The organism is Pseudomonas guariconensis (assembly GCF_040822035.1).
Taxonomy (GTDB): Bacteria; Pseudomonadota; Gammaproteobacteria; order Pseudomonadales; family Pseudomonadaceae; genus Aquipseudomonas; species Aquipseudomonas guariconensis.
This window is the reverse complement of sequence record NZ_CP162012.1, coordinates 2,764,963-2,781,152: the sequence shown is the minus strand read 5'-3', so window position 1 is coordinate 2,781,152 and position 16,190 is coordinate 2,764,963. Positions and strand designations below refer to the sequence as shown.

Here is a 16,190-nt window from a genome sequence, read left to right as displayed (position 1 = left end):
CACCCTGAGCGGCACGCCCCGTGGTCGCGTGCGGATCGGTGGTGCTACGCGTGTGGCGTGGCTTGCGACATTGCTCAAAGGGCGACCACGGCATCGCCATGACCTGTGTTGGCAGCAGCGCCAGGCCCAGGCGCCGGAATTATGGCTGGTGATCGTTGACGCCTCGGCTTCGACCCGGCGCCAGCAGGCGCTGGCACACGCCAAGGGGCTGCTGGTCGAGCTGTTCGATCAGGCCTATCGCCAACGCGCCCGCCTAGCCCTGCTCACCGCCAGTGGCGGCGCGCCGCGTTGGCAGCGCCATGGCCTCAAGGCATCGGCCGCCCTGCGACCCTGGTTGCAAGCGCTCGGGGCGGGGGGCGGTACGCCGTTGATCGCTGCCCTTGAAGAGGCGCAGCACTGGTTGCGGGCACGGGCCAAGCGTTACCCGCAGGAAACACAGCGTTGCCTGGTGCTGACCGATGGTCGCCTGCAACGCTGGAATGCACTGCAACCCATGCCATGCGCGACGGTGCTGGTGGACGTTGAGCTGGCGGCGGTGCGCCTGGGGCGTGCGCGGCAACTGGCCGAACAACTGCAGGCCGAATATCGGCATATCCAGCAGTTCAGGGAGTTGAATTGATTAACGTTGAAAGTCGAAATTGCGACGATATGTCGCAATGACAAAAGTTGCCGGAAGGGCAAAAAGAAAGTTGCACAAGTGCGTGGCTTGGCACGCACTTGCGAGGGCGCCGATATTATTTCGGCATCGACCAGGGTTGCAGGTCGTAACCTTTTTCGCAAAGTTCGGCACGCACCTCCTCGATCAAGCTGGCCCATTGCGCAGGGTCGGAATAGATACGCGAGGAGACTTGCTTGCTGCCGATACGCGTGTTGGTCCGGTCGATCACTGCCAGGCTCAGCTCACCAGTACCGTTGGGTGCATCCCAGGCTACGCACTGGAAAGGTTCGAAGGCGTGGTCGGCGATCAGCAGTGCTTCGTTGACACGGAGCGGGGCGTTCATGGTTCGGTCTCTCTATGGTCCCAAACAGCGAAAAGATGTCCGCGTTGCTTCATGTTCAAGGAGGCGCAGCGCGGGGTTATTCGTACTGATGCTCCAAGTCAGGGGTGAAGTCACACGGGCGGCGAATTTTTTTTCAAGTCGGCAAAAGTATGTCTGCAACCTGTGCCGGCTGTGACGCTGGAAACTTTGAAAGATTCCCGAGCGCCCCATCGCCGAATGCAATTGGCGGACAAACGGTACTGGGCCAACTCAGGTTCATTGCTACTGTTAATTCGGACGTTGCAACTTACTGTTTCTACATGAAAAACCAACTATTGGCGTCAAGGAACAGTCATGCTCGAACCGACCACCCAACGCCGTCTGCTGATCGTCGATCCCTGCGACGATTGCCACCGTCTACTACCGGGCTTGCGCAGCGTCGGCTGGGCTGTGCATAGCTGTTCGCTGACCTCGGCGCTTGAGCATCCGTGCGATGTCGGCTTGTTGCGCTTGCAGGCCACGCATTTGCGTCATCCCGATGCCGTCAAGGACCTGATCGCCCGCAGCAATACCGAATGGATCGCCGTGCTCAGCCCCGAGCAACTGCGCATGCAGAACGTCGGTGACTTCGTTTGTGAGTGGTTCTTCGATTTCCACACCTTGCCGTTCGACGTGTCGCGTGTGCAGGTCACGCTCGGGCGCGCCTTCGGCATGGCCCGTTTGCGCGGCAAGGGCACCGTCCGGGTGGATGAACCGACCCATGAACTGTTGGGTGAAAGCCGGCCGATCCGCGAACTGCGCAAGTTACTGGGCAAGCTGGCACCGACCGAGTCGCCGGTGCTGATCCGCGGCGAAAGCGGCACCGGCAAGGAATTGGTGGCGCGTACCCTGCACCGGCAATCCCAGCGCAGCGACAAACCGTTCGTCGCCATCAACTGCGGCGCGATCCCCGAGCACTTGATCCAGTCCGAACTGTTCGGCCATGAAAAGGGCGCGTTCACCGGCGCCCATCAGCGCAAGGTGGGGCGTATCGAGGCCGCCAATGGCGGGACATTGTTCCTCGACGAAATTGGCGACCTGCCTTTGGAGCTGCAGGCCAACCTGTTGCGCTTTCTGCAGGAAAAACACATCGAGCGGGTCGGCGGCGACCAACCGATCCCGGTGGATGTGCGCGTTCTGGCGGCTACCCACGTTGACTTGGAAAAGGCCATCGTGCAGGGGCGCTTTCGCGAGGACCTCTATTACCGGCTCAATGTCCTGCAAGTGATCACCGCGCCGCTGCGTGACCGCCACGGCGACTTGTCGATGCTGGCCAGCCATTTCGCGCATTTCTACAGCCTGGAGACCGGACGCCGGCCTCGCTCGTTCAGCGACCGCGCCCTGGCGGCCATGGGCCGGCACGACTGGCCGGGCAATGTGCGGGAGCTGGCCAACCGGGTGCGTCGCGGCTTGGTGCTGGCCGAGGGCCGACAGATCGAGGCACAGGACCTGGGGCTGCAGATGATCGAGCAGGACGAGCAGTTACTGGGCACTTTGGAAGACTACAAGCACCGGGCCGAGCGCCAGGCGCTTTCGGATGTGCTCGATCGGCACAGCGACAACCTCAGTGTCGCGGCCAAGGTGCTGGGGATTTCCAGGCCTACGTTCTACCGCTTGCTGCACAAGCATCAGATTCGCTGACGCTCAGGCGTGGGGCACCGCGGGCTGGCCCGTGCCGCCAGCGTACTGCACCTTTAAATGGCCCTGGTCGTCGAGCAGCCAGGCATCCATGACTTCGCGCACCACAGGCCCGGCCACCCGGCCACCGGCTTCGCCGTTCTCGATCATCACCGCCACCACGATACTGGGGTGCTCGGCCGGTGCGAAACCGACGAACAGGGCATTGTCCCGGTGACGTTCGAGGGTCTTGTCGCGGTTGTAGCGCTCGCCCTGACGGATCGCCACCACCTGCGCGGTGCCGCTCTTGCCCGCGATGCGGTACTGGGCCCCGGCTGCCGCAGCGCGGGCGATCCCGCGTGGGTCGTGCATGACCATCTGCATGCCGGTGTTGACTTGGTCCCAGGCGTGCTTGTCGTGCAGCACGATGTCCGGCATCGGGTGCGGGTCCACGGGCGCCTGGCCTCCTACACTCAGCGCCAGGTGCGGACGATGCCACACGCCTTTGCTGGCCAGCAGGCTGGTGGCCTGTGCCAGTTGCAGTGGGGTGACCTGCATGTAGCCCTGGCCGATCCCGAGGATCAAGGTCTCGCCAGGGAACCAGGCCTGGCGGCGGGTGGCGCGCTTCCAGGCCGGGGAGGGCATCAGGCCCGGTGCCTCCTCGAACATGTCCAGGGAGACCTTTTGGCCCAGCCCGAACTCGGCCATGTAGTCATGCAGGCGCTCGATGCCCAGCTTGTGTGCCAGGTCGTAAAAGTAGGTGTCGTTGGACCGCATGATCGCGCTGTACATGTCCACCCAGCCATCGCCGCTGCGGTTCCAGTTGCGGTACTTGTGGTCGTAGTTGGGCAGCGTGTAGTAACCCGGGTCGAAGACGCGGCTGGCGGGGGTGATCACGCCACTGTCCAGGCCGGCGATGGCCACTTCCGGCTTGACCGTCGAGCCTGGCGCATACAGACCGCGCAGCACACGGTTGAACAGTGGTCGATCGATCGAGTCGCGCAAGGCGGCGTACTGCTTGAAGCTGATGCCCTTGACGAACAGGTTGGGGTCGAACGCCGGATTGCTCACCATCGCCAGCACATCGCCCGTGGCCGGGTCCAGCGCCACCACTGCGCCACGACGCTCGCCGAGCGCTTTTTCGGCCGCTTGCTGCAGATGGGCGTCCAAGGTCAGGACCAAGTCCTTGCCCGGTATCGGATCCTGGTGGCGCAGCACCCGCATGACCCGGCCCTGGGCGTTGGTCTCGACTTCTTCATAGCCCACGTGGCCATGGAGCTGGTCTTCGTAGAAGCGCTCAATGCCGGTCTTGCCGATTGACTGGGTGCCGCGATACTCGGTGTTGTCGAGGGTCTTGGCTTCTTTTTCGTTGATACGCCCGACATAACCCACCGAGTGGGCGAAGTGCTCGCCCAACGGGTACTCACGGATGAACTGCGCCTCCACGTCCAGGCCCGGCAGGCGGAACTGATTGACCGCGATCAGCGCGATCTGCTCTTCGGACAGGCCGAACATCAGCGTCACCGGCTCGAACGGTTTGCGGCCCCGGCGCAGGTCCTTGTCGAATTGCTTGCGCTCGTCCTCGCCCAGGCCCAGCACCTGGGCCAGGGTATCGAGCACCTGGGCGCTGTCGCCTGCGCGCTCGCGAGTCATGGTCAGGTTGAAGCTGGGTTTGTTGTCAGCCAGCACCACGCCGTTGCGGTCGTAGATCAACCCGCGCTCCGGCGGGATGGGCAGCACGTGCACGCGGTTGTTTTCCGACACTGCGGTTTGCTGGTCGTGTTGCAGCACCTGCAACACATACAGCCGGCCCACCAGCACCACCACCAGGCTCATCACCAGCGTCGCACAGGCCAGCAGCCTGCGATTGACCAGGTGTTTTTCCTTTTCGTGGTCCTTCAAGGGAATCGGTTGGGGCATCGGAAGCTCTGGTGATCGGGAGAGGGCTGCGCGAGGGCGGGCGATGCTACGCAACGGGGGAAGGAGGCTCAAGATACTCTCGGGCAGCGAGCCGCTGCGAAACCGCTGATCTGCCCGGTGGCAGGCGCCTGCGCGCAACATGAAGATTCGTTCACATGACCAGAGGCGGCCCCTGCGAACGCGTGTGGCCCCTCACAGCGGCGACTTGAGAGGTCGTTGCCCGTGCCGGTAAACCAGGGCTGTAGGGTGGGCGACAAAGTTTGCGATGGGCTGCACGGAAGCGCCCGAACGCGTTCGGACGATATACTCGGCGCTTTTCACATCGCGCTAGGAAATGCCCATGGAGCAGGTGCTGCTCATTGTCGACGTCCAGTCCACGTTCAACCCGCCGGAATGGCTCATCGATCGCATCCGACATTTGTCAGCGAAGATTCCCACTGTCGCGTCCATCGAGCTGCATGACGAGCAGGTCACGCCGTTTCACCGTCAGCTCGGCTGGCACCCGGCGGCCGAAGACGAGAGCCTGATCGAGGCCGATGAAGTCTTCATCAAGCATGGCTATGGGCAAACGCCCGCAACGATCGAATACCTCAAGCGCCTGGGCGTCGATCGGGTCCTGGTCTGCGGCTTGCAGACAGAAACCTGCGTGCTGGCTGCGGGCTTCGCGCTGTTCGATGCAGGGCTGAGCCCGACGCTGATCACCGACTTGACCGTAGGCTCGACCCTGGACCGGTCTGGCCAACTGGGCATCGACCTGTGGAAGCACCACTTCGGCCAAGTGACTACCGCAGCTGAGGTCATTGCAGGTCTCTAGGCGCTGCACGAAGGTATCCACGCGCGCCCTCACTGCGTTGAAAGGATTGTTCATTTACCTTCGTGCGGACACATTTCAGACACCAAGATCCGCCTGGCCCATCGTCCGCCTGAGGATTAAAGTGAGCTTCAAGGTCCATCCATCACAAGGTGCTTCATGAAAATTGGCGAGTTGGCGAAGATCACCGGCCTGGCGCCATCGCGCATTCGTTTCTATGAGGCGAGTGGGTTGATCCACGCCGTCGAGCGCAAGGCCAACGGTTACCGTGACTACGACACTGACGCCGTCTGGGTGCTGGAGATGATCACCAGCGCCCAGGCAGCGGGTTTCACCTTGGAGCAGATCCGCCATCTGATGCCCGTCAACGCCAACGGCTGGCGCCATGATGAACTGCTCGACGGGCTCAAGCGCAAGGTCGAGGAAATCGAGGCGCTGCAACAACAGTTGGCGCGCAACAAGGCGCAACTGCTGCTGGTGATCGATGGCGTCCAGAGCAAGCCCGAAGGCATGGCATGCGCGGACAACACACAGCGCGTACTCAACCAGTTGCGTGAGGACATGGCCGCCAACAAGTCTGACATCGAGCGCTAATCGACTTCGTCCTCCATCTGGGTATTGACCTTAAAGTTGGCTTTAAGGATATCGTCGCTGGCACCGTCCAATGAGGTGCCGCTATGAACGCCTTCACCCCCCTCGTACTGCCTAACGGCTCCACCCTCGCAAACCGGATCGCCAAGGCGGCCATGGAAGAAAACATGGCCGATGCCGACCACGCGCCATCTGCTCGATTGATGCGCCTGTACCAGGCGTGGGCGGAGGGTGGCGCAGGCCTGCTCATCAGCGGCAATGTGATGGTCGACTCCCGCGCCATGACGGGCCCCGGTGGTGTCGTTCTGGAAGATGAACTGCACCTGGAGCGGTTCCGGCAGTGGGCGCGCATCGGGCAGGCGCAGGGGGCGCAGTTCTGGCTGCAGATCAACCACCCCGGCCGCCAGATGCCGGCCAACCTTGGTCAGGCGACCTGGGCGCCTTCGGCCGTGGCGCTGGAACTGGGCACGATGTCCCGGCATTTCAGCAAGCCCCAGGCCATGACGACGCAGGTCATCGAGGACATCATCCGGCGTTTTGCCCGAAGCGCGCAGTTGGCAGAGCAGGCGGGCTTTACCGGCGTGCAGATTCACGCCGCCCATGGCTACCTGCTCAGCCAGTTCCTTTCGCCGTTGACCAACCAGCGTACCGACCAATGGGGCGGCGCCCTCGAGAACCGCGCGCGCCTGTTGCTGGAGATCGTCAAGGCTGTGCGGGCGGCGGTGTCGCCAGGCTTTGCCGTCGCGGTAAAGCTCAATTCGGCTGACTTCCAGCGCGGCGGCTTCAGTGCCGACGATGCCAAAGAGGTCGTGGGTCTGCTCAACCCACTGGGCATCGATCTTGTCGAGCTTTCCGGCGGTAGCTATGAAGCCCCAGCCATGCAAGGCCAGGCGCGGGATGGCCGCACATTGGCGCGGGAGGCCTACTTTTTGGAATTCGCCCGCGAGATTCGCGAAGTGGCGAGGATGCCGGTCATGGTGACCGGCGGTATCCGCCGGCTGCCGGTTGCAGAACAGGTGATCGACAGTGGCGTCGACATGGTCGGCATCGGCACGGCGCTGGCGATCGACCCTGCCTTGCCGCGTGATTGGCAGGCGGGGCAGCTCAGCGCCCCGCAACTGCCGGCGATCACCTGGAAGAACAAAGCGCTTGCCTCGTTGGCCAACATGGCGGTGGTCAAGTATCAGTTGAACAAGCTTGCCCGGGGCAAGGCGACTGATCCTGCGGTGGCGCCGGGTTGGGCGTTGCTCGTGCAGCAACTGGCCAATGCCCTGCGCGCTCGCCAGTACCGGTGCAGGATGGCGAGCCGGTGAGTGTGGGCAGCCGGGTCATTTAAGCGCCGGCTGCATGGCGGCGTGGGCGTCCCCGTGTTAGCCCCCGGTGACCGGCGGGAAGAACGCCACGTCGTCGCCATCGTGCAACGGCTCATCCAGGTCACAGAGCGCCTCGTTGCGCGCACACATCAGGCCAGAATGCCCCAGCGTCGTGGTCCAGGGTTCACCGCGCTCGGCCAGCCGGTCCCGCAGATCGCGCAGGCTGGCCAGCGCGGGTGTCCAAGGCAGCGATTCGCTGTCAATGCCCAACTGCTCCCTAAAGCGTGCGAAGTACTGAAGCCGGATCACGGCAGCGCCTCCAGACGATAGGTACCGGAACGTCCGCCGGATTTCCTGAGCAGGCGCACCCAGTCGATCTGCATGCTGCGATCGACGGCCTTGCACATGTCATAAAGGGTCAGCGCCGCGACACTCGCTGCGGTCAAGGCCTCCATTTCCACGCCGGTGACGCCCTTGAGGCTGCAGGTGGCGATGATGCGCACCGAGTCCGGGTTGACCGCCTTGATCTCCACGCTGACCGCCGTCAACAGCAACGGATGGCACAGCGGGATCAGCTCGTGGGTACGCTTGGCGGCCATGATGCCGGCGATGCGCGACACCGCGAAGACATCGCCCTTGGGGTGACCTGCGGTGACGATCAGGTTGAGGGTTTCAGGCTTCATCCGCACCCAGGCTTCGGCGGTGGCCTGGCGGTGCGTTTCGGATTTGTCGGTGACATCGACCATCTGGGCGTTGCCGCGCGTGTCCAGGTGGGTCAAGGAAGGCGAGTCGACGGTGGGGGGCATTGGGGCTCCGGGGCATGCTGACATGCCGGCTGAGGGCAGGCTCGAGGACGCTGTCTGTCGGGTGGTCAGGCTTTCTGGCCAATGGCCGGGGGCGGGCTCGGCGTGAGCAAGTCCCGGGCCTGGGCGAAGCATTTTTCCGCCAGCGCCGAGCGTGGCTCGTTGCGGCGCAGCAGCAGGCCGACCGGTGCATGGATGTTGGCGCTGGCGATGGGGATGATGCGGATATGTTCACTCAGCTCCTCCAGCCCATCGTCGAGCGGCATGATGGCGCAGCACAGCCCGGCGCAGACGGCTTGGATCAACTGATAGGTCGAATCGCTTTCAAGCACGGGGGTTGGGTGCAGGCCGCGGCTGCGCAAGCTCAAATCCAGCGATTGGCGGTAGTGCATGCCTTGGGAGAGCAAGCCAAGCGGTAACCCGGCGAGCGTTTCCCAAGGTAATTCGGGCCCGTCGAAGCGAAAATGCCGGGTGTCGTACAGCAAGCCCATGCGGGTGGCGCCCAGCTCGATGATCTCGAAATAGCTGCTGTTGACCCGATCGAGGTAGCAGATGCCCAGGTCAAGCTGGTTACGGCTCAGGCCATCGATCACCTGTTCGGAGCTGAGCGATGACAGCTGGACGGTGAGTTCGGTGTACTGCGCGAGCAGCGGCTTGAGCAACTGCATGGCATTGAAGCTCGACAGCGGCACCATGCCGATGCGCAGGCTACCGACGATCTGTCCACGGCAATTGGCGGCTTCGCTCTGCAGGCCGTCATAGGCGGCTAACAGGGTGCGCGTCCAGGCCAGAATCCGTTCGCCCGCCTCGGTGAACCCTTCGAATCGCTGGCTACGAGTCACCAGCACCAAGCCCAACTCGTCCTCCAGGTTGCGCAGGCGCATCGAGAGGGTCGGCTGGGTGATATGGCACAGCGCAGCGGCCTGGCCAAAGTGCCGGGTCTGATCCAGCGCAATTAGAAATTTAAGTTGTTTGATATCCATCGCTCGCCCTGCAAACACATGAGTCGTATCGGAGGTGTGTTGCATTGAACCGATCGTTTACATGTTGACGCTGGCAGTCAGTGTATTGAGATGGGTCGAAACCCTGTGGCGGCGAAAAGTAAAATGAAAGAACAAGAGTGTCCAATGGGAATTTACGAACACCTGATAGATCCTGCTGATCAGCAGACGATGATAGGCGATATCGATAATGCAGTATGAATTATTGATTGGACGAACAGGGGCGGGCGCTCTAGTTTCTCGCGAATGACGGCCCCTGTTTAGTTAGAGTGTTCACGATGAATTCAAAACCCACTGCGCAATTTATTCCTCTGAATGTCGCCGTGTTGACGGTCAGCGATACCCGGACGTTCGAAACCGATACATCCGGCGAGTTGCTGGCCTCGCGCGCGGTGGAAATGGGGCATCGATTGGTGGCTCGAACCTTGCTCAAGGATGACCTCTATCGGATTCGAGCCCAGGTCGCAGGCTGGATCGCTGACGATCAGGTGCAGGTGGTATTGATCACCGGCGGCACCGGCTTCACCGGGCGTGACAGTACCCCAGAGGCGGTGACTTGTCTGCTGGACAAGCACATCGAAGGCTTTGGCGAGCTGTTCAGAGCCCTGTCGATCCTGGATATCGGCACCTCGACGGTGCAGAGCCGCGCGCTGGCAGGGCTGGCCAACGGCACGCTGGTGTGTTGCCTGCCGGGCTCCACCGGGGCCTGCCGTACGGCCTGGGAGGGGATTTTGGTGGAGCAGCTGGATTCGCGGCATCGGCCGTGCAATTTCGTGCCGCACCTAAAGGCCGCCGAGCGTTGCGGCTCGCGGCAGTGAGCCCGAGCCTGCAAGGGCGGATTACCCGCAAAAACGAATGGGCTCGCAACGAAACTTAATTAATGGCCTCTTTAACTGATGCAACGCTCTCGAGCGTGTGATTGTTTTTTATTAATACGTGATCAATAGCGTCGATCACACCCGGAAAGTTCGCGGGGATAAAGCCCTGGCGGCAGTGATAGATAAACCTGATCATGTCGTCATTACTTTTGATTTGACGGAGGGTGGCGGCAAAAATAGTCTGCGGCTGTCAAAGTTTGAAGTGTGTTTTTCAACTTCTGTACGTGAGTTGAACGTGAGCGCTTCAATTCGATCTCCCGCCGAGTATCAATCAAAGGGTAGCCCGATGAGCGAAGAAGAACATATCAGAAGTTACAACGGCCCGGCCGCCGGTTGGGGCGCGCTCAAGAGCGTGACCAAGGCCTGGCTGGGCAGCGAGAATGCCTTCAAGAACCTGCGCATGATGCTCAAGACCAACCAGAACAGCGGCTTCGACTGCCCCGGTTGTGCCTGGGGCGAATCGCCGGGAAGCGACATGGTCAAGTTCTGCGAGAACGGCGCCAAGGCGGTCAACTGGGAGGCCACCGGCCGTTCGGTGGACCCGGCCTTCTTCGCCAAGTACAGCGTCAGTGCCCTGGCCGAGCAGAGCGACTATTGGCTCGAATACCAGGGCCGACTGACCCACCCGATGCGCTACGACGCGGCCACCGACCATTACGTGGAAACCTCCTGGGACGACGCCTTCGCGCTCATCGCACAGCACCTGCAGGCGCTCGAGTCGCCCAACCAGGCCGAGTTCTATACCTCTGGGCGGGCCAGCAACGAAGCGGCGTTCCTGTACCAGCTGTTCGTGCGGGCCTTCGGTACCAACAACTTCCCGGACTGCTCGAACATGTGCCACGAAGCCAGTGGCGTGGGCATGGGCGAATCCCTCGGCGTGGGCAAGGGCACCGTGGTGTTCGATGACCTGGAGGAAGCCGACGCGATCTTCGTCATCGGCCAGAACCCCGGCACCAACCACCCGCGCATGCTCGAACCGCTGCGCGAGGCGGTCAAGCGCGGTGCCCAGGTGGTGTGCTTCAACCCGCTCAAGGAGCGTGGCCTGGAGCGCTTCCAGCATCCGCAGCACCCCTTCGAAATGCTCAGCAACGGCTCGGAGCCGACCAACACTGCGTACTTCCGCCCGGCGTTGGGCGGCGACATGGCGGTCATGCGCGGCATCGCCAAGTTCTTGCTGCTGTGGGAACGCGAGGCCCAGGCCAAGGGCGAGCCGGCGGTGTTCGACCACGCCTTCATCGAGGCGCACACCTCGGGTGTGGACGCCTACCTGGCAGTCCTGGATGCCACGTCCTGGGAACATATCGTCGAGCAGTCCGGCCTGAGCCTGGCCGAAATCGAGCTGGCCGCACGCATGTACCGCAAGGCTGAGCGGGTGATCATGTGCTGGGCCATGGGTGTGACACAGCATCGCCACTCGGTGCCGACCGTCCAGGAGATCATCAACCTGCAACTGCTGCGCGGCAACGTCGGCAAGCCTGGCGCGGGCCTTTCGCCGGTGCGCGGTCACAGCAACGTGCAGGGCGACCGCACCATGGGTATCGACGAACAGCCGCCGGCGCGACTGCTCGATGCGCTGCAGTGGCGCTTCCAGTTCGAGGTGCCGCGTGAGCATGGGCACAACGCAGTACTCGCCATCAAGGCCATGGAAGAGAAACGCGCCAAGGTGTTCATCGCCTTGGGCGGTAACTTCGCCCAGGCCACACCAGACACTCCGCGTACCCACGCGGCGCTGCGCAACTGCGAACTGACGGTGCACATCGCCACCAAGCTCAACCGCTCGCACCTGGTGACCGGCCGTGATGCGTTGATCCTGCCGTGCCTGGGCCGCACCGAAATCGACCTGCAGGCCGAAGGCCCGCAAGGCATCACGGTCGAAGACACGTTCAGCATGGTGCACATCTCCCACGGCCAGCTCAAACCCCGCTCGCCGCACCTGCGCTCGGAGCCGGCGATCATTGCCGGCATGGCCAAGGCGACCCTGGGCAATCATCCGATCGATTGGGAATGGGTGATCGGCGACTATGCCCGCATCCGTGACCTGATCGCCGACACCATCGTGGGCTTCGAGGATTTCAATGCCCGACTGCAGCAACCGGGCGGTTTCCACCTGGGCAACGCGGCGGCCGAGCGCGAATGGAACACCGCCACCGGCAAGGCCCAGTTCACGCCCAGCGAACTGCCGGTGCACCTGGTCAACGAGGCCGTGCTCGAGCGTGGCGAGCGGCCCGATCTGATTCTGCAGACCCTGCGCTCGCACGATCAGTACAACACCACCCTGTACGGCCTGGACGACCGCTACCGGGGCGTGTTCGGCCTACGCGAGGTGGTGTTCGTCAACGAAGCTGACATCCGCCGCCTGGGCTTTGAGCCCGGCGAGCAGGTGGACATGGTGTCGCTGTGGGAAGACGGCCGTGAGCGGCGCGTATCGGGCTTTCAGTTGGTGCCCTACGACCTGCCTGAAGGCCAGGCCGCGGCGTACTACCCGGAAACCAACCCGCTGGTGCCCCTGGAAAGCTACGGCGACCGGACCTACACGCCCACGTCCAAATTCGTCGCCATCAGGTTGGAAAAGGCGCGGCCCGACAATCTGATCCACACCGTCGCCGAATAACCCTCACGTTCCCCTGTGCACAGGCCCTGGCCGGTAACGGCCGGCGGCCTGCAAGGATATTGTCATGTCGAATCTAGATGCGTTGGACCTGGCGCGGATTCAGTTCGCCTTCACGGTCTCGTTTCACATCATCTTTCCGGCCATCACTATTGGTCTGGCAAGCTTTCTGGCAGTGCTCGAAGGTTGCTGGCTGAAGACCGGCAACGCGGTCTACAAGGACCTTTACCACTTCTGGTCGAAGATCTTCGCCGTCAACTTTGGCATGGGCGTGGTCTCGGGCCTGGTCATGGCTTACGAGTTCGGCACCAACTGGGCGCGTTTTTCAGACTTCGCGGGCAGCGTGACCGGGCCGTTGCTCACCTATGAGGTGCTGACGGCGTTCTTCCTGGAGGCGGGCTTCCTGGGCGTGATGTTGTTCGGCTGGGACCGGGTAGGGCGCAAGCTGCACTTCTTCGCCACCATCATGGTGGCCATTGGCACGCTCATCTCGATGTTCTGGATTCTCTCGTCCAACAGCTGGATGCAGACACCGCAAGGTATCGAGATCGTCGATGGCCGTGTCGTGCCGATGGACTGGTTCAGGATTGTCTTCAATCCGTCGTTCCCGTACCGCCTGGCGCACATGGCGTTGGCCGCATTCCTGTCGACTGCGTTGTTCGTGGGCGCCTCGGCCGCCTGGCACTTACTGCGTGGCCGTGATACGCCACAGGTGCGCAAGATGCTGTCGATGGCCATGTGGATGATCCTGGTGGCCACGCCTGTGCAGGTCGTGGTGGGCGATGCCCACGGGCTCAATACCCTGGAGCATCAGCCGGCCAAGATCGCAGCCATCGAAGGGCACTGGGAAAATATACCGGGTGAGGCCTCGCCACTGGTGTTGTTCGGCCTGCCGGACATGGACGCCGAAAGGACCCGCTACAGCCTGGAGGTGCCTTACCTGGGCAGCCTGATCCTAACCCACAGCCTGGACAAGCAGATTCCGGCGCTCAAGAGCTTTGCCAAAGAGGACCGACCCAACTCTACGATCATCTTCTGGAGCTTCCGGGTCATGGCTGGACTGGGCATGTTGATGCTGGCTTGTGCACTGCTGGCCTTGGTATTGCGCCGAGGCGGCGCCCTGTACCGCAACCGACTCTTCCTGTGGTTCGCCTTGCTCATGGGGCCGTCGGGCTTGATCGCCTTGCTCGCCGGGTGGTTCACCACCGAGGTCGGCCGTCAGCCGTGGGTGGTCTACGGCATGTTGCGCACCACGCAGGCGGCGTCCAATCACAGCGCCACCCAGATGAGCATCACCCTGGCGCTGTTCGTCCTGATCTACTTCTCGGTGTTCACGGTGGGTATCGGCTACATGATGCGTCTGGTACGCAAAGGGCCGAAGACCCATGAGGCGCACGTATTGCCTGAGCAACCGGGCCAACTTGCGACAGCGCGTCGTCCGCTGTCGGTAGCGGATTGATAGGGGAGCGCAAGCATGGCAATTCAAGGTATCGATTTGTCGGTCATCTGGGGCGTGATCATCGCCTTCGGCCTGATGATGTACGTGATCATGGATGGCTTCGACCTGGGCCTGGGGATCCTGTTTCCCCTGATCAGCGACTCCAGCGAGCGCGATGTGATGATGAACACCGTCGCGCCGGTCTGGGATGGCAATGAAACCTGGGCGGTGTTGGGGGCTGCGGCGCTGTATGGCGCATTCCCGCTGGCGTACTCGGTGATTCTCGAGGCGCTGTACCTGCCGCTGGTGCTGGTTTTGGCCGGGCTGATCTTCCGCGGCGTCGCGTTCGAGTTCCGCTTCAAGGCGCATCCGCGCAAGCGCCACCTCTGGGACAAGGCGTTCATCGGCGGCTCGGTGCTGGCCACGTTCTTCCAGGGCGTTGCCATCGGCACCTATATCTCGGGCATCCCCGTGCAGAACCGCCAGTTCGCCGGCAGCGCGCTGGACTGGCTGGCGCCGTTCCCGCTGTTCTGCGGCGTGGGCTTGATCCTGGCCTACGCGTTGCTCGGCAGCACCTGGTTGCTGATCAAGACCGACGGCATGCTGGAGTCGCGCATGCGCCATTACAGCCGTCCGCTGCTGTATTTGCTGGCAATGGTGATCGTGGTGATCTGTGCCTGGACGGCCTGGCTGCACGCCGACATTGCCCAGCGCTGGTTCGCCGGCAGCCACTGGATCCGCTCTGCGCTGATTGCCGGTTTGGCCGTACTGGCGGTGGTGGTGATCCAGAAGACCCTGCGCAAGCGCCATTCGCATTTGCCGTTCATGGGCGTGGTGACCTTGGTATTTCTCGGCTACCTGGGACTTGCGATCAGCATCTGGCCTAACATCGTGCCGCCCTCGATCAACCTCTGGCAGGCCGCCGCGCCGCTCACAAGCCAGCTGTTTGCCTTGATGGGCGCGCTGTTCATCATTCCCATCATCCTGGCCTACACGTTCTGGAGCTACCACGTGTTCCGCGGCAAGGTCAAAGCGGGGGATGCTTACCACTGACCGCGCCTGGTGTTTGGGCGGGCCTCTGACTGGCCTGTGCTATACCGATAGACCAAGCCTGCGTCGCACAGCCGTGCGCAGGCGAAGGTTCCTGCTAGCTGACTGTCAACAAGGCGAAAGCTGTGATGAACATTTCCGAGATCGAACCCCAGGCTGTCGAAACCCCGATCACCCACAGTGCCATTTTCCTCGTGGCTACCTTGAACCCCGGCGACGCCAGCCGGGATTGCGTCCGCGGTTTGTGCGGCGACCTTGCCGGGCTGGTTCGCTCGGTGGGCAAACGGGTACCTTCGGGCAACTTGTCCTGCGTCGTGGGTTTTGGTGCGAGCGTGTGGGATGTGCTGTTCCAGGTACCGCGCCCGGCGTCGTTGCATCCGTTTCGTGAAATCGGCAGTGGCGATCGCGTGGCGGTAGCCACTGCCGGGGACATTCTGCTGCACATCCGCGCCGAACAGATGGACCTGTGCTTCGAGTTGGCTGCGCAGATCATGAAGCGTCTGGAGGGCGCCGTAACGGTGGTCGACGAGGTCCAGGGCTTTCGGTACTTCGACATGCGCAGCATCATCGGTTTCGTCGACGGCACCGAGAACCCCACGGGCCGCGAGGTCGGCAAGTTCACCCTCGTCGGCGACGAAGACCCTTCGTTCGCGGGCGGAAGCTACGTGCTGGTGCAGAAGTACCTGCACGACATGACCGCTTGGAACGGGCTGTCCACGGCGGAGCAGGAACACATCATCGGGCGCACCAAGCTTTCGGACATCGAGCTGGACGAGTCGGTAAAACCCAGCAACTCGCATAGCTCGCTGACCACCCTGGAAGAAAACGGCCAGGAGGTGAAGATCCTGCGCGACAACATGCCGTTCGGGCGCCCTGGGGCAGGGGAGTTCGGCACCTATTTCATCGGGTATGCGCGCTCGCCGGCGCCGATCGAGCAAATGCTGGAGAACATGTTCATCGGCAAGCCGCCCGGCAACTACGACCGGCTGCTGGACTTCAGCCGTGCCGTCACCGGTGGGCTGTTCTTCGTGCCGTCGGCGACGTTCCTGGCCGTATGCGAACAGTGACCGGTTGATACGACAGCGCCCACGTGACGACGTGGGCGCTGTCGTATCCGGAACGTGCTCGATGTGTCCTTATC

15 protein-coding genes are annotated in these 16,190 nt (G+C 62.5%); 10 read left to right on the top strand and 5 right to left on the bottom strand.

Translation table 11 applies throughout. The features are described 5' to 3' along the window. Positions 1 to 28 precede the first annotated feature (28 nt). Positions 29 to 619 carry a VWA domain-containing protein gene (locus AB1N67_RS12760; protein WP_324724234.1) on the top strand — a complete coding sequence of 197 codons (591 nt, stop codon included), beginning with the start codon at positions 29 to 31 and terminating at the stop codon, positions 617 to 619. Positions 620 to 734: 115 nt separating this feature from the next. Here AB1N67_RS12760 and AB1N67_RS12755 read toward each other — a convergent pair whose 3' ends face one another. Then, positions 735 to 1,001: a hypothetical protein gene (locus AB1N67_RS12755; protein ID WP_043212394.1), complete on the bottom strand. Its 267-nt coding sequence runs from the start codon at positions 999 to 1,001 to the stop codon at positions 735 to 737. Positions 1,002 to 1,334: 333 nt separating this feature from the next. On the opposite strand from AB1N67_RS12755, the gene AB1N67_RS12750 reads away from it, so the two are divergent. Further along, on the top strand, positions 1,335 to 2,660 hold the full coding sequence (locus AB1N67_RS12750) for a sigma-54 dependent transcriptional regulator (RefSeq protein WP_043212396.1): 1,326 nt from the start codon (positions 1,335 to 1,337) through the stop codon (positions 2,658 to 2,660). A gap of 3 nt (positions 2,661 to 2,663) precedes the next feature. Here AB1N67_RS12750 and mrdA read toward each other — a convergent pair whose 3' ends face one another. Further along, the gene (gene mrdA, locus AB1N67_RS12745; protein ID WP_090346575.1) at positions 2,664 to 4,556 is read right to left on the bottom strand and encodes a penicillin-binding protein 2; all 1,893 of its coding nucleotides are present in this window, start codon (positions 4,554 to 4,556) and stop codon (positions 2,664 to 2,666) included. Between the two features lie 340 nt (positions 4,557 to 4,896). Between mrdA and AB1N67_RS12740 the strand changes: the two genes are divergently transcribed. From AB1N67_RS12740 to AB1N67_RS12730, 3 genes are all read left to right on the top strand, one after another. Further along, the gene (locus tag AB1N67_RS12740) at positions 4,897 to 5,370 is read left to right on the top strand and encodes a cysteine hydrolase family protein (protein ID WP_090346577.1); all 474 of its coding nucleotides are present in this window, start codon (positions 4,897 to 4,899) and stop codon (positions 5,368 to 5,370) included. A 156-nt stretch (positions 5,371 to 5,526) separates the two neighbouring features. Then, positions 5,527 to 5,961, top strand: coding sequence for a MerR family transcriptional regulator (locus tag AB1N67_RS12735; RefSeq protein ID WP_043212398.1), 435 nt, complete (start codon positions 5,527 to 5,529; stop codon positions 5,959 to 5,961). An 83-nt stretch (positions 5,962 to 6,044) separates the two neighbouring features. Continuing rightward, positions 6,045 to 7,271: an NADH:flavin oxidoreductase/NADH oxidase family protein gene (locus tag AB1N67_RS12730; protein ID WP_367863022.1), complete on the top strand. Its 1,227-nt coding sequence runs from the start codon at positions 6,045 to 6,047 to the stop codon at positions 7,269 to 7,271. A gap of 57 nt (positions 7,272 to 7,328) precedes the next feature. Here the strand turns inward: AB1N67_RS12730 and AB1N67_RS12725 are convergent, their stop codons facing one another. The 3 genes from AB1N67_RS12725 to AB1N67_RS12715 form a co-directional block, all read right to left on the bottom strand. Next, positions 7,329 to 7,580, bottom strand: a complete 252-nt coding sequence (locus AB1N67_RS12725) for a MoaD/ThiS family protein (RefSeq protein ID WP_043212402.1) — start codon at positions 7,578 to 7,580, stop codon at positions 7,329 to 7,331. Further along, the gene (gene moaC, locus AB1N67_RS12720; protein ID WP_090346583.1) at positions 7,577 to 8,077 is read right to left on the bottom strand and encodes a cyclic pyranopterin monophosphate synthase MoaC; all 501 of its coding nucleotides are present in this window, start codon (positions 8,075 to 8,077) and stop codon (positions 7,577 to 7,579) included. Before moaC ends, AB1N67_RS12725 begins: the two co-directional genes overlap by 4 nt. A gap of 65 nt (positions 8,078 to 8,142) precedes the next feature. Continuing rightward, on the bottom strand, positions 8,143 to 9,057 hold the full coding sequence (locus AB1N67_RS12715) for a LysR family transcriptional regulator (protein ID WP_043212406.1): 915 nt from the start codon (positions 9,055 to 9,057) through the stop codon (positions 8,143 to 8,145). A 296-nt stretch (positions 9,058 to 9,353) separates the two neighbouring features. On the opposite strand from AB1N67_RS12715, the gene moaB reads away from it, so the two are divergent. From moaB to AB1N67_RS12690, 5 genes are all read left to right on the top strand, one after another. Next, on the top strand, positions 9,354 to 9,893 hold the full coding sequence (gene moaB / locus AB1N67_RS12710; RefSeq protein ID WP_102082090.1) for a molybdenum cofactor biosynthesis protein B: 540 nt from the start codon (positions 9,354 to 9,356) through the stop codon (positions 9,891 to 9,893). Positions 9,894 to 10,239: 346 nt separating this feature from the next. Beyond that, positions 10,240 to 12,564 carry an FdhF/YdeP family oxidoreductase gene (locus AB1N67_RS12705; protein ID WP_332772134.1) on the top strand — a complete coding sequence of 775 codons (2,325 nt, stop codon included), beginning with the start codon at positions 10,240 to 10,242 and terminating at the stop codon, positions 12,562 to 12,564. Positions 12,565 to 12,628: 64 nt separating this feature from the next. Further along, positions 12,629 to 14,020, top strand: coding sequence for a cytochrome ubiquinol oxidase subunit I (locus AB1N67_RS12700; protein ID WP_043215736.1), 1,392 nt, complete (start codon positions 12,629 to 12,631; stop codon positions 14,018 to 14,020). A gap of 15 nt (positions 14,021 to 14,035) precedes the next feature. Further along, the gene (cydB, locus tag AB1N67_RS12695) at positions 14,036 to 15,052 is read left to right on the top strand and encodes a cytochrome d ubiquinol oxidase subunit II (protein WP_070574561.1); all 1,017 of its coding nucleotides are present in this window, start codon (positions 14,036 to 14,038) and stop codon (positions 15,050 to 15,052) included. Positions 15,053 to 15,177: 125 nt separating this feature from the next. Continuing rightward, positions 15,178 to 16,116, top strand: coding sequence for a Dyp-type peroxidase (locus AB1N67_RS12690; RefSeq protein ID WP_043215739.1), 939 nt, complete (start codon positions 15,178 to 15,180; stop codon positions 16,114 to 16,116). Positions 16,117 to 16,190: the final 74 nt, after the last annotated feature.

What these genes read in the sequence shown, in the direction of transcription:
- AB1N67_RS12735 (WP_043212398.1), top strand. Translation starts at nt 5,527, where the DNA reads ATGAAAATTGGCGAGTTGGCGAAGATCACCGGCCTGGCGCCATCGCGC.
- moaB (WP_102082090.1), top strand. Translation starts at nt 9,354, where the DNA reads ATGAATTCAAAACCCACTGCGCAATTTATTCCTCTGAATGTCGCCGTG.
- AB1N67_RS12740 (WP_090346577.1), top strand. Translation starts at nt 4,897, where the DNA reads ATGGAGCAGGTGCTGCTCATTGTCGACGTCCAGTCCACGTTCAACCCG.
- AB1N67_RS12755 (WP_043212394.1), bottom strand. Translation starts at nt 1,001, where the DNA reads ATGAACGCCCCGCTCCGTGTCAACGAAGCACTGCTGATCGCCGACCAC.
- AB1N67_RS12750 (WP_043212396.1), top strand. Translation starts at nt 1,335, where the DNA reads ATGCTCGAACCGACCACCCAACGCCGTCTGCTGATCGTCGATCCCTGC.
- AB1N67_RS12705 (WP_332772134.1), top strand. Translation starts at nt 10,240, where the DNA reads ATGAGCGAAGAAGAACATATCAGAAGTTACAACGGCCCGGCCGCCGGT.
- AB1N67_RS12690 (WP_043215739.1), top strand. Translation starts at nt 15,178, where the DNA reads ATGAACATTTCCGAGATCGAACCCCAGGCTGTCGAAACCCCGATCACC.
- moaC (WP_090346583.1), bottom strand. Translation starts at nt 8,077, where the DNA reads ATGCCCCCCACCGTCGACTCGCCTTCCTTGACCCACCTGGACACGCGC.
- AB1N67_RS12700 (WP_043215736.1), top strand. Translation starts at nt 12,629, where the DNA reads ATGTCGAATCTAGATGCGTTGGACCTGGCGCGGATTCAGTTCGCCTTC.
- AB1N67_RS12715 (WP_043212406.1), bottom strand. Translation starts at nt 9,057, where the DNA reads ATGGATATCAAACAACTTAAATTTCTAATTGCGCTGGATCAGACCCGG.
- AB1N67_RS12730 (WP_367863022.1), top strand. Translation starts at nt 6,045, where the DNA reads ATGAACGCCTTCACCCCCCTCGTACTGCCTAACGGCTCCACCCTCGCA.
- mrdA (WP_090346575.1), bottom strand. Translation starts at nt 4,556, where the DNA reads ATGCCCCAACCGATTCCCTTGAAGGACCACGAAAAGGAAAAACACCTG.
- cydB (WP_070574561.1), top strand. Translation starts at nt 14,036, where the DNA reads ATGGCAATTCAAGGTATCGATTTGTCGGTCATCTGGGGCGTGATCATC.